At 50.6% G+C, this 11,741-nt stretch carries 16 protein-coding genes; 6 read left to right on the forward strand and 10 right to left on the reverse strand.

Annotation, left to right across the window (positions count from 1 at the left end):
- Positions 1–30 precede the first annotated feature (30 nt).
- Genes CRN96_RS05825 through CRN96_RS05840 form a run of 4 tightly spaced genes read right to left on the reverse strand, consistent with a single transcriptional unit; the run spans position 31 to position 3,148 of the window.
- Complete coding sequence (locus tag CRN96_RS05825; protein ID WP_097040083.1) at positions 31–222, reverse strand: NETI motif-containing protein; 192 nt, start codon at positions 220–222, stop codon at positions 31–33.
- Positions 176–835 carry a DUF2179 domain-containing protein gene (locus tag CRN96_RS05830; RefSeq protein WP_179647137.1) on the reverse strand — a complete coding sequence of 220 codons (660 nt, stop codon included), beginning with the start codon at positions 833–835 and terminating at the stop codon, positions 176–178. The genes CRN96_RS05825 and CRN96_RS05830 overlap by 47 nt, the downstream gene beginning before the upstream one ends.
- Positions 836–864: 29 nt before the next feature.
- Positions 865–1,692 carry an ammonia-dependent NAD(+) synthetase gene (gene nadE, locus CRN96_RS05835; RefSeq protein ID WP_097040087.1) on the reverse strand — a complete coding sequence of 276 codons (828 nt, stop codon included), beginning with the start codon at positions 1,690–1,692 and terminating at the stop codon, positions 865–867.
- A gap of 4 nt (positions 1,693–1,696) precedes the next feature.
- Positions 1,697–3,148: a nicotinate phosphoribosyltransferase gene (locus CRN96_RS05840; protein WP_097040089.1), complete on the reverse strand. Its 1,452-nt coding sequence runs from the start codon at positions 3,146–3,148 to the stop codon at positions 1,697–1,699.
- Positions 3,149–3,251: 103 nt separating this feature from the next.
- Between CRN96_RS05840 and CRN96_RS05845 the strand changes: the two genes are divergently transcribed.
- The 3 genes from CRN96_RS05845 to CRN96_RS05855 are packed head-to-tail and all read left to right on the forward strand — an operon-like array spanning position 3,252 to position 5,971.
- Positions 3,252–4,436: an MFS transporter gene (locus tag CRN96_RS05845; RefSeq protein ID WP_097040090.1), complete on the forward strand. Its 1,185-nt coding sequence runs from the start codon at positions 3,252–3,254 to the stop codon at positions 4,434–4,436.
- A gap of 4 nt (positions 4,437–4,440) precedes the next feature.
- The gene (locus CRN96_RS05850) at positions 4,441–4,992 is read left to right on the forward strand and encodes a cysteine hydrolase family protein (protein WP_097040092.1); all 552 of its coding nucleotides are present in this window, start codon (positions 4,441–4,443) and stop codon (positions 4,990–4,992) included.
- Between the two features lie 55 nt (positions 4,993–5,047).
- The gene (locus CRN96_RS05855; RefSeq protein ID WP_179647138.1) at positions 5,048–5,971 is read left to right on the forward strand and encodes a manganese-dependent inorganic pyrophosphatase; all 924 of its coding nucleotides are present in this window, start codon (positions 5,048–5,050) and stop codon (positions 5,969–5,971) included.
- A gap of 498 nt (positions 5,972–6,469) precedes the next feature.
- Here CRN96_RS05855 and CRN96_RS05860 read toward each other — a convergent pair whose 3' ends face one another.
- Positions 6,470–6,754, reverse strand: a complete 285-nt coding sequence (locus CRN96_RS05860; RefSeq protein WP_097040096.1) for an alpha-amylase — start codon at positions 6,752–6,754, stop codon at positions 6,470–6,472.
- Positions 6,755–6,893: 139 nt separating this feature from the next.
- Here CRN96_RS05860 and CRN96_RS05865 point away from each other — a divergent pair, with 139 nt between their 5' ends.
- Positions 6,894–7,271, forward strand: coding sequence for a YolD-like family protein (locus CRN96_RS05865; RefSeq protein WP_097040098.1), 378 nt, complete (start codon positions 6,894–6,896; stop codon positions 7,269–7,271).
- Here CRN96_RS05865 and CRN96_RS05870 read toward each other — a convergent pair.
- Together CRN96_RS05870 and rpmG are read right to left on the reverse strand one after the other, a co-directional pair.
- The gene (locus CRN96_RS05870; protein WP_097040100.1) at positions 7,266–8,147 is read right to left on the reverse strand and encodes a bifunctional 5,10-methylenetetrahydrofolate dehydrogenase/5,10-methenyltetrahydrofolate cyclohydrolase; all 882 of its coding nucleotides are present in this window, start codon (positions 8,145–8,147) and stop codon (positions 7,266–7,268) included. The genes CRN96_RS05865 and CRN96_RS05870 overlap by 6 nt on opposite strands.
- A gap of 165 nt (positions 8,148–8,312) precedes the next feature.
- Positions 8,313–8,462 carry a 50S ribosomal protein L33 gene (rpmG, locus tag CRN96_RS05875; RefSeq protein ID WP_097040102.1) on the reverse strand — a complete coding sequence of 50 codons (150 nt, stop codon included), beginning with the start codon at positions 8,460–8,462 and terminating at the stop codon, positions 8,313–8,315.
- A 253-nt stretch (positions 8,463–8,715) separates the two neighbouring features.
- Here rpmG and CRN96_RS05880 point away from each other — a divergent pair, with 253 nt between their 5' ends.
- Positions 8,716–9,693, forward strand: a complete 978-nt coding sequence (locus CRN96_RS05880; protein WP_097040104.1) for a metal ABC transporter solute-binding protein, Zn/Mn family — start codon at positions 8,716–8,718, stop codon at positions 9,691–9,693.
- A 578-nt stretch (positions 9,694–10,271) separates the two neighbouring features.
- Here the strand turns inward: CRN96_RS05880 and CRN96_RS05885 are convergent.
- Together CRN96_RS05885 and CRN96_RS05890 are read right to left on the reverse strand one after the other, a co-directional pair.
- On the reverse strand, positions 10,272–10,454 hold the full coding sequence (locus CRN96_RS05885) for a hypothetical protein (protein ID WP_097040106.1): 183 nt from the start codon (positions 10,452–10,454) through the stop codon (positions 10,272–10,274).
- 153 nt (positions 10,455–10,607) lie between these two features.
- On the reverse strand, positions 10,608–11,006 hold the full coding sequence (locus tag CRN96_RS05890) for a secondary thiamine-phosphate synthase enzyme YjbQ (RefSeq protein ID WP_218839919.1): 399 nt from the start codon (positions 11,004–11,006) through the stop codon (positions 10,608–10,610).
- Positions 11,007–11,078: 72 nt separating this feature from the next.
- On the opposite strand from CRN96_RS05890, the gene CRN96_RS05895 reads away from it, so the two are divergent.
- Positions 11,079–11,492, forward strand: a complete 414-nt coding sequence (locus CRN96_RS05895) for a DUF2188 domain-containing protein (RefSeq protein WP_097040110.1) — start codon at positions 11,079–11,081, stop codon at positions 11,490–11,492.
- Between the two features lie 29 nt (positions 11,493–11,521).
- Here CRN96_RS05895 and CRN96_RS05900 read toward each other — a convergent pair whose 3' ends face one another.
- The gene (locus CRN96_RS05900; protein WP_425442513.1) at positions 11,522–11,740 is read right to left on the reverse strand and encodes a heavy-metal-associated domain-containing protein; all 219 of its coding nucleotides are present in this window, start codon (positions 11,738–11,740) and stop codon (positions 11,522–11,524) included.
- Position 11,741 lies beyond the last annotated feature (1 nt).

The following is an 11,741-nucleotide window of genomic DNA, read 5'->3' on the forward strand; positions in this document are numbered from 1 at the left end:
GAAGCCGGGACCAGTCCCGACCTCTTCCAATCATTCCATCTTCCTGCCTTCGAACTGTATTTCCTGGTGGCTGACGACGGGTGTGCCGCCTTCTTCTTTGAACACCGGCACCTCGAAGCGCCTGATTGGGGTGTAGCCCTCGTCTTTCATGCGTGCGAGGCAGTCCTGGATGGTTTCATTCTTTTCGACTTTGAACTTCTTCTTTTTTTGTGGTTTCGCCATTTGCCTCAACAGCTTCCTCTTCATAGATTTCTTCCAAAATTTCTTCGACGTGTTCCGGTTCGTAGTCCGCAACTTTGCGGCTGCTCACCTTCTTCGTCCAGAATCCGCCGTGGATCGTCTTCGGTTCGTAGGCGATGATGAACGCCCGGTCATCGAGCTCCTTGATCGTATCGATCAGCTTCCGCTGAAATCGTCTCGGCGTCAGGATCTGCATCGTCGTACGCTCCCCGTCACGGCCGTACTGCGTGCCGTGGGTCACACCGTAGCCGAGGCTCCTCAGATGATCCGGCAGGTCCCTGTCGCGCTGGCCGGTCGTGACGTTGACGACCATGTAGCCGAGTGCGAGCTTCTCCTCGATGTAGAGCCCGAGCAGTATGCCGACACCGAAACCGAGAGCATACGCAATGACGTTGACCGGCTGATCGAGGTTGTCGAGCACGAGCCCGAGTCCGATGACGTAGACGAACGTCTCCATGATACTTAAAAATGCCGCCAAATAACGGTAGCCCTTGGTGAGGGCCACCGTACGCAGCGTCAGAAAACTGACATAAACGATGTTGATGGTGAAAATGACGAGCACCATCAATATTGCACTTTCGGAAATCATCTCCAGCATCTTACATTTCCCTTCCGGTTCTTAAGTTAGTCTATAGGTTTGTGATAGCGGTTATATGGAAGGACGCGTTTGTGTTCCGTCTTCTCATACCAGGTGATGATCGTCTCATAATCCTCATCGCTCACTTCCCTGCCTTCCAGGAAATCGTCGATCGCATTATAAGTGACGCCGAGCGCTTCTTCATCGCTCAGCATCGGACGGTCGCTCTCAAGGTCCGCCGTCGGTATCTTTTCATAAAGGTGGCGCGGGGCGCCAAGGTGCTTCAGTATCTCTTTGCCCTGACGTTTGTTCAGGCCGACGAGCGGTGCGATGTCGCAGGCGCCGTCACCATATTTTGTATAGAATCCGGTGATCGCCTCGGCCCCATGGTCGGTGCCGAGCACGAGCCCGTCCGTCGCTGCTGCGACCGCATACTGCGCCTTCATCCGCTCACGCGCCTTTTCATTGCCTTTGACGAAGTCATTGATTTCATAGCCTGCCTCATGCAGTGCATCGATGCTTGCATCCACGGATGCTTTGATGTTTATTTTTCTGATTTCTGTCGGGTTGATGAACTCGACTGCATCGAGCGCATCCTGTTTGTCCTGCTGCTCGCCGTAAGGGAGGTTCAATGCATGGAACGCATATTTGTCCGTGTCCCCCTCCTCATTCAGTTCATCCACCGCCATCTGTGCAAGCTTGCCGAGCAGTGATGAATCCTGCCCGCCGGATATTCCGAGCACAAGTGACTTCAGGAAAAGGTGGTCTTTCAAGTACCCTTTCATGAAATCTATAATCTCCCTTGCTTCTTCCTCAGGTGAAATTTCACTCTTCACATGTAATTTTTTGATGATTTCTTCCTGACGTGGTCTCATATTATCACTCCAGTTTTTTATTGCTTGCGTCCTCGATCAGATCCTGTTTGATCTGCCAAAGCTCCCGGGACAAGTCGACCGGATATTCCTCCGGATTCAGGAAACGCTTATACTCTTCCCATAAAGTGGAAAGATTGTAATCAAGGCGCTCCCTTATCTCTTCCACCGTATTGGATTTGTAAACCAATTCACCGTCAATAAAGATCTCCTTCAAAAGATCCACCGCTTCGAATGAATGGACGAGTTTCCGCTTGATCGTATGCACCGGATGGAACATGAGGAGCGGCGTCCCGGTGTTCACTTCCTCCCCGTAGTGGGTGATGTATTCACCTTCACTCATGCCGGTCTGCTTGTTGATGATGCGGTAGACATTCTTCTTCGCCGGTGTCGTCACCTTCTCGACATTGCCGGAGATCTTGATCCGGCTCTCAAGCTCACCCGCATCGTTCTCCACCGCGACGAGCTTATAGACCGCACCGAGTGCAGGCTGGTCGTAAGCCGTGATCAGCTTCGTGCCGATGCCCCAGCTGTCGACTTTCGCCCCCTGCGACTGGAGTGAGAGTATCGTCACTTCATCGAGGTCGTTCGAGACGATGATCTTCGCATCATGGAAGCCCGCCTCATCCAGCATCATGCGCGCTTTCTTCGAAAGGTACGCGATGTCCCCGGAATCGAGGCGGATGCCGATGAAGTTGATCTTATCACCCATCTCGCGGGCCACTTTGATTGCATTCGGCACGCCCGAACGCAGCGTATCGAAGGTGTCGACCAAAAACACGCAGTCTTTGTGCGTCGTGGCATATGCCTTGAACGCCTCATAGTCATCGCCGTATGCCTGCACCATCGCATGGGCATGCGTGCCGCTCGGCGGCAGGTTGAAGAGCTTCGCCGCCCGGACGTTGCTCGTGCCGTCGAAGCCGCCGATGACCGCAGCCCTTGCGCCCCACACCGCTGCATCGAATTCATGGGCACGCCTTGAACCGAACTCCATCAAAGTATCATCCGGGGCGATCTGCCGGATCCGGCTCGCCTTCGTCGCGATGAGCGTCTGGTAGTTGACGATGTTCAAAAGTGCCGTTTCTATGAGCTGCGCTTCGGCAAGCGGTGCTTCCACCTGCACGAGCGGCATATTGTTGAAGACGACCTGGCCCTCCTCCACCGCACGTATATTCCCGGTGAACCTGAGGTCTTCAAGATATGCCAGAAAGTCTTCATTGTAGTCGAGCGACCTCAAATATTCGAGATCCGAGTCCGTGAACCGGAGCTTCGAGATGTAATCGATGATCCTCTCAAGTCCCGCAAAAACGGCGTAACCGTTTTCAAAAGGCATACTTCTGAAATAAAGATCAAAAATTGCTGTCCGTTCATGCATCCCTTTATTATAATAGACTTCAGTCATATTGATCTGATACAAATCTGTATGGAGCATAAAGCTGTCATCTTCATATTGATACATAATTTCCGTCCTTCCTGTAGGTGTGTGTCATCGGTTATAATTCAATCACCACCATTTTAACACAGGACCGGCGGGATATAACAATCAAACATCGGAGGTTTTCATGGACTCAACCGGTTTTAAACGTAAATTCATCATACTGTCCATCATCGTCTGCATTTCCGGATTTTCACAGGGTCTGCTGCTCCCGCTGATCTCCTTCATATTCGAAGACCGCGGCATATCCCCGACGTTGAGCGGGCTGCATGCCTCCGGGCTCTACATCGGCGTCTTCGTCTCCGCGCTGTTCATCGAGGCGCCGCTCAGGAAATACGGCTATATGCCGATGATCATCATCGGCGGCGCCACCGTCGGGATTTCGCTGTTTTTATTCCCGGCGTTCGAGAGCATATGGTTCTGGTTCGTCCTCCGGCTCATCGTCGGGGTCGCGGACAATGTACTCCACTTCAGCACGCAGACGTGGCTGATCCAATCGACGCCGCCCAAGCAGATGGGCAAGATCATCGCGTTCTACGGCCTGTTCTTCTCATTCGGCTTCATGATCGGGCCGAAAGTCTCGGAGCTCGTCGTCTTCAATGAAGCGCTGCCGTTCATCGTCTCAGGGGTACTGACGATGATCGCCTGGCCGCTGATCTTCCTGCTGCCGGATGCGCCGGGCGCAAAACCTGTGGATTCCGGTGTGCCGAGCAGCTTCTTCAACACTTTGAAGAACTTCAAAGCCGTCATCATCACGAGCTGGGCATGTTTCCTTATGCCGATGCTCTTCGGGATCTTCGAAGGTTCATTGAATACGAACTTCCCGGTGTTCGCCTTACGTAACGATTTTGAAATATCACAGGTCACGTGGATCCTGCCGATGTTCTCCTTCGGGGCGATACTCCTGCAGGTGCCGATCGGGGCACTCGGCGACCGGGTCGGGCGCGGCCGGCTGATCAGCGTGCTGCTTCTCCTCGGTGCCGGCGCGTTTTTCCTGATGGAAGTGTATACGTCGTCGTTCTGGCTGCTGATGGTTTTATTCATACTCGCAGGAATCTTCGTCGGCTCCATGTACTCGCTCGGCATCAGTTATATGGCGGATATGACGCCGTCGTACAACCTCCCTGCCGGAAACCTGATCGCGGGCATGGCCTTCTCCGTCGGCAGCATACTCGGACCCGTGATCGGCGGAGCCGTCATCACGGGCACTGCCGGAAATATGTACTTTTCATTTTTTGTCGTTGCGATTCTGATTGTATTCCTGTTGAATATAGTGTATATGGTTACTAAACGAGATTATGTAAAGGGATGATAAAATGAACAAGGCATTACTCGTAATCGACTACTCATATGATTTCGTCGCGCCCGACGGAAAGCTCACAGCCGGGGAACCGGCGATGGGCATCGAAGGAAATATCGCAGGCCGGATCGATTCGGCCGTTCGGGACGGGGAGTTCGTGTTCTTCATGATGGACCTGCATTTCGAAAATGACATCTACCATCCGGAGTACAAGCTGTTCCCGCCGCATAACATCGACGGCACGCCGGGACGCGAGCTGTACGGGGAAGTTTTAAAGAAATACGAGGCGGTCAAGTCGCAGGAAAATGTATTTTTCCTCGATAAGACACGCTACAGCGCCTTCTCGGGCACAAGGCTCCATCAGCTGCTGCAGGAGCGCGGGGTCGATACGGTCGTCCTCACCGGTGTGGTGACGGATATATGCATCATGCACACAGCAGTCGATGCGTACAATCTCGGATATGACATCATCGTGCCGGAATCATGCGTCGCCTCCTTCAACCCGGAAGCACACACCGAGTCACTCAAGCATTTCCAAAATTCCCTCGGCGCCGTCATCGAACCGTAGCACGCGCGCACTTCAAATGTTAAAATAAAATTATCATACTTTAAAAAGGAGTTTCATAATGGCTGTTAAAATTTTTGGACATCAGAATCCTGATACGGATACGATCACTTCTGCGATTGTACTCGCAGATATTGAAACTAAACTCGGCAACGAAGCCGTCGCGACACGCCTCGGCGAAGTCGGTCCCGAGACGCAGTACGCACTCGACCACTTCGGTGTCGGGGCGCCGGAACTGATTGAAGGCGTCGGTGAAGGCGACGATGTCATCCTCGTCGACCACAACGAATTCCAGCAGTCCGCAAAAGACATCGGACAGGCGAACATCCTGAAAGTCGTCGACCATCACCGCATCGCAAACTTCCAGACGGAATCCCCGCTCTACTACAGGGCTGAGCCCGTCGGATGCACGGCGACGATCCTGCATAAGATGTACAAGGAGAATGATTTCGAAATCAGCCGTGAAATGGCCGGACTGATGTTGTCCGCGATCATTTCCGACACGCTTTTATTCAAATCGCCGACGACGACGGATGAAGACATCGCGGCAGCACGTGCGCTCCAGGAGATCGCCGGCGTCGACCCTGACGAGTACGGCATCGAGATGCTGAAGGCAGGCGCTTCGACGAAGGACAAATCCGCCGAATCACTCGTCACGGCCGATGCGAAAACTTTCGACATGGGACCGAAGACGACACGCATTGCACAGATCAACGTCGTCGATGTGGACGAAGTGCTCGACCGTAAACCGGAAATCACCGAGGCGATCCACAAAGAAATCGAAACGGAAGGCTACGATTTGTTTGTGCTTGTCGTGACGAACATCCTTGAATCCAATTCGACCGTCATCGCCCTCGGCTCCGATGCAGGCATCGTCGAGCAGGCATTCGACGTCTCCCTCGATGAAGACACCGCGCTGCTTGAAGGCGTCGTCTCCCGTAAAAAACAAGTCGTTCCGAACATCACGAAAGCACTTGGCTAAATAAAGCGAAGACCGGCCGGAACTGCCATTGTGCAGTTCCGGCCGGTCTTTATTTTTGATGGTTTATGGCGTTGGGCGGTGTGGCGGCGGGTAGGTTTCGCAACCTTGCGGTGTCTCCTGGTCAACGTTGCGTTTTAGCACCCCATTTTCGCAACCTTGTGATGTCTCCCTGGTCAAGGTTGCGTTTTAGCACCCTGTTTTCGCAACTTTGCGGGGTGTCGCTGGTCAACGTTGCGATTCTGCACCCCATTTTCGCAACCTTGTGATGTCTCCCTGGTCAAGGTTGCGTTTTAGCACCCTGTTTTCGCAACCTCATGCCGAACTCAAGCCCAACGTTGCGTTTCCCAACCATCCTCCACTCCCTGAAGACACAAAAAAGGAACCGTCCCCGGTTCCTTTTCTGCATTGGAAGGCTATTTCCAAATAATAGTTGAAAGAATGAAAAAATGGTATGGCTATAATATAACATCAATTATCAGAAAAGACAATATATTTTTATTAATCAAATATCTTACTTAAGATACTTGTTCTTCCTGTCTCGAGCTGCTCTTCCGAGCATTCTCCCAAAATTTCATATTCATAGTTTTCCACGGCGTTGCTGTAGGATACTTCATCTATGAAGTTGGTGAGCCCCGCGTCTTCATAACAGGCCGGGTGCACCATCACGCCCAGGGTGTGGTCGACGATCACCCTTTCGGTGTCGCTCGTCTCCGGTGCGATCGGCAGCGAAAGCACCAGGATCACCGCGGCCAGCAGTATAAGTATTACGATCAATTTCTTCATCCTGTCACCTTTTTTCTGATTGATAGGTTTATTTTAACATGCTTTTATGAGCTGTGAATAAATTCCTCCTCTTGCTTAATAGAACATATGTTCGTATAATGTGGATAACAAATAGAACATGAAGAAAGAGGGAATTGTGATGGACTATCGTGATATGCCGAGAGAATCGCTGAATTCAAACATCCCCAAAGGCCGGGGCATGATTAAATGGGCACCCTTCGCCACGATGCCGGAACAATTTGAAAATGTCCGGAAGATGCAGGAGGATCAGGTGAAGATCAGCCGTCCCGAATTGTCCGACGACCGTCTGGAGGAGATCGACCGCACATTAAAAAACGCACTTGCCTTGAAAAGGCAGGTGCGCATTGAATATTACCATGACGGCTACAAGTTCCCCGTCGACTTGAAAGTCATCTCCGTAGACGTCTGGAGCATGATGGTCGTTGGTCAGAGGACTGACGATGAGGAGATGGTTTTTATTTCTTTCATCGATATATTGGATATCGTCATGTTATGACAATTGTTTTTCCAGGAACAGGACAGGCTCTTTCTGATAGTCTGTCGCAAGCATCAGGTGGTAGGCAAGCACAGTCGTCGTGATTGCGCCTATACCGCCGGGAACCGGTGTGATGAAGGAAGTCTTGTCCTTGACCGCTTCGTAGTTCACATCGCCGACAAGTTTACCTTCATCGTTGAAGTTGATGCCCACATCGACGACGACTGCACCTTCTTTTACGTGCTGCTCGTCGATCAGGTTCACAGCGCCCGCGGCACTGATGATGATATCTGCATCTTTACATTTGGAGACAAGGTCATCCGTATACAGGTTGCATGTCGTGACGGTCGCTTCCTGGTTCATGAGCAGGATGGAGAGCGGCTTGCCGACGACTGCACTCGCACCGACGACTGTGACATTTTTACCTTTCAGGTCGATATCGTAAAATTTGAGCATTTCCATGACTGCTGCTGGTGTACACGGCTCAAGACGGTTGTCTTCTTTGACGAGGAGTTTCCCCATGTTCTCAGGTGTCATGCCGTCGATATCTTTGATCGGGTTCATGATTTCGACGACACGCTTCATGTCGATATGCTCCGGAACCGGCTGAAGCAGCAGAATGCCGTTGATATCATAGTTTTCATTGATTTCCCTGAAACGGCTCAGGAAAGCTCTGGCCGAAACGTCTTCAGGAAAAGAGAACCGCTCCGTCTCGATACCCAGCTTTTCAAAGCGTTTGACCGCCGCATTTTCATAGGAGATCGAATCGGATAGATCACCCACCCTGACGAGAGCGACTTTAGGCGTGATGCCGAGGCTGTGGGACTTCTCGACGACCTCTTTGATCTCTTCTGATAAATGAGCGGCGACTTTCTTACCATCCATTATTGTAGTCATTTTGTGTACTCCTTTTTTAATCGTGATTTTAAGTTGATTATAACATATATAGACATCATTCAAATCAAAAACGGCACGGCCGGGACAAACTTCGGCTCACCTGGCTTTATTCACAAAAAAAAGGTGCAAAGTCTAAATATTTAGACTTTGTACCTTTTAAAAACATTACTTCGTTTCACGGTGTAATGTGTATTTGTTTGTTCTTGGGCAATATTTGTTCATTTCAATACGCTCAGGATTGTTTCTTTTGTTTTTAGTTGTAATGTAGTTGCGGTCTCCGCATTCTGTACAAGCTAAAGTTACGTTTACTCTCATCAATATTCCCTCCTAAATAATATTCTTGAACATGAGGTCTGTGTACTAATCAACTGGCCAGTTGATCATCCGGCTTGCTGGATGAATCGTATATATCCAAGACCTTCATTTTTAGTCACCCATCTATTCTACATGCTTATGTGTGATTTTTCAACTGGTAATCACAATAAATTTATTAAATAAATATTGATTAATCGTAACCGTTACGATATACTTTAAACCGTAATGATTCTTATTTAAGGGAGCCCTATGAATGACTCATATAATAAAAATATTGATACCTGTAATGCTGCTCGCACTCGCCGCCTGCAGCAATGAAAACAGCAGCGCCGAAGACGGCGGGACACTCGAAGTCTACACCACCGTCTTCCCGCTTAAAAGCTTCGCCGAACAGATCGGCGGGGACACCGTCGATGTCGAGACCATCTACCCGGAAGGCGTGGACATCCATACTTATGAACCGACCCAGAAAGATATGGTCGGCTTTGCAGAAGGGGACCTTTTCATCTACACGACAGATGAATTCGATCCGGTCGCAAACACCATTAAAAATGCCGTCGACGGCCATACCGAGTTCCTGCCCGCTGCTGCAGACATTTCGGATGAAGAGTTGCTGGAGTACGATCATGAACATGGGCATGAGGTAGATGATGACCACGGGCACGGGGAACATGAAGAGCATGGCCATGAGGAGCATGATCATGATCACGGCTCGACCGATCCCCACATCTGGCTGGACCCGGTATTTTCCCAGTCCATGGCGGAAGTGATTAAAGATAAGCTGACCGAATTGAACCCTGAAGAAGCATCCATGTATGAAGAGAACTACGAGGCGCTCATCAGCGACCTGGAGGAAATCAATCAGGAGCTGGCAGTCGCCACTGAAGAAACTGGACGTGACACCGTCTACATCTCCCACGAATCCATCGGTTATCTCGCTGACAGATACGGTTTTGAGCAGGCCGCCATCAACGGCTTGAACAATGAGGAGCCGAGCCAGCAGGAACTGATGAGCATCGTTGACGACATCGAATCTCACAATATAGATTATATTTTGTACGAGCAGAACATCACTTCCCGCATTACAGATACAATCCAGAATTCCACTGATACAGAACCATTGGAGTTCCACAACCTGGAAGTGCTGACGGCGGATGATCCAGACGATGCCACATACCAGTCGATCATGCGCGAGAACATCTCCGTCCTGGAACAAGCTTTGAACGAATGACAAAAGAGGCCTTTACGGCCTCTTTTTTGTTGGTGATTCTTCGGTGCAGCGTCTTTGACCGGATGGCGGTGGCAGTACTCCCGGGTCTGTCTGGGTTCCTCTTTCGATTCCGGACGGCGACACTGAGCTTCGAACTTCCATACGGATTCTGCTTCTGATTCCGGACGGAGAAACTGATGATTACAGCCCTGTCCGGATTTTGTCTCTCAATCCGGACGGAGGCACCAACGCTCACACCTCTGTCTGTATTCCGTCTCCCAATCCGGACGGAGACACCAACGCTCACACCTCTGTCTGGATTCCTCTTCCAATTCCGGACAGAGACACCAACGCTCACACCTCTGTCTGGATTCCGTCTCTCAATCCGGACGGAGGCACCAACACCCGCACTTCCCTCTGGACCCCATCTCCAAATCCAGACGGAGGCAGCAACACCCGCACCTCTGTCTGGATTCCGTCTCTCAATCCGGACGGAGGCACCAACACCCGCACTTCTGTCCGGCTCAAAACCGCCCCTCTCTCTCCACCACTGCTCAAAACTCATACAAAAAAGGCCGGGGATACCCGGCCTTCCCTTATTACTGGTTCAACTTCAATCCTTCGAGTCCTTCGCGCTTAAGCTGGTCGGTGAACTCTTTGATTTCGTCCACATCTTTTTTCAGCAGGAACACGACGACCGCAACCACTATCGCCGTTGCTGCAAGGCCGACGATGAAGAGTTTGAACAGTACGCCGAGCAGTCCCTTGATCAATCCGAACATGATAAAACCTCCTGATCATTAATATTGTGAAGACAGGAAAAAACTTATGGACAACCGTCCCAAATGCGTTTAAGATATAGACAGCTCCAATTACATAAGCATTTCCTAATATACCCGCACTTCATTCCTAAGAAGTGTGGGCTTTTTTATACTCTACCCTTCCAGCACTTTGAAATAAACCTTTCTTGTCCTCGGTCCGTCAAATTCCGCAAAATAAAGGCTCTGCCATGTGCCGTAGATGATTTCACCGCCGTGGACGATCAACGTCTCGCTCGCCCCCGTCAGCGAAGATTTCATATGGGAATCCGAGTTCCCTTCCGCGTGCCGGTATTCTTTTTTATTATCGAACGTCTCCCCCATGCCGTAGACGAGATCCCGCGTCACATCCGGGTCTGCATTTTCATTGATCGTGACCCCTGCAGTGGTGTGCGGGGTGAATGCCGTGATGATGCCTTCCGTGATTCCGCTCTTCCCGAGGACCTCCGATGCCAGATGATCGATGTTTACGAATTCGTTGCGCTCGGCCGTTTCAACTTCATAAGTGAAAAACATGACTCCCGCCTCCATTAAAAGATTTCGATTCGGGTATAATGATACTAAAATCTTTAAAAGGAGTGTACTATCTTGGCTTACACAATGAATGACTACCCGGATTCCCTGAAAAACCTGGACCGGCTTGAGCGCAGGAAGGCGATCGACATCATCAATGCGATGCTCGAGGAAGGCTACGATGAGAACCGGGCAATCCCGATCGGCACGGAGCAGGCGCAGGAATGGTACAAGGACGCTTCCAAAGAAGACCTTAAAAAGCTCGAGAATAAAGACCTCCAGGACCATGACGATGACAACAGCCGCGGGCCGGACCTGATCGACAACGACGTTGAAGTTTATTTTGAAGATGACGAATGGAAAGTGAAATCTGTCGGCGCAAAACAGGCGTCCGCAACTTTCGACCGTAAGAAGGATGCCGAAAAGCGTGCCAAAGAAATCGCGGACAACCGCGGCACGAATATGAAGGTCCATAATAAGAACGATTAAAAAAAGCAGCCTTGGGCTGCTTTTTCATATTATGCGGATGTCTTGACCGACTTGACCGGATAGCCGAGTTTTTCGATGGTATTCTTCAATTCGTCGCCCGTCACGGTATCATCGTGTTCGACAGTCACTTTATTGAGATTGAACTTCACATCCACTTTGCTGACACCGGCCGTGCCGCCGATGCCCGTTTCAATCTTTTTGATGCAGCTTGGGCATGTCAGGTCCTCTGTCTTCAAATTTGTTTTCATC

The sequence above is a fragment of the Salinicoccus kekensis genome (assembly GCF_900220995.1).
In the GTDB taxonomy this organism is placed as follows: domain Bacteria; phylum Bacillota; class Bacilli; order Staphylococcales; family Salinicoccaceae; genus Lacicoccus; species Lacicoccus kekensis.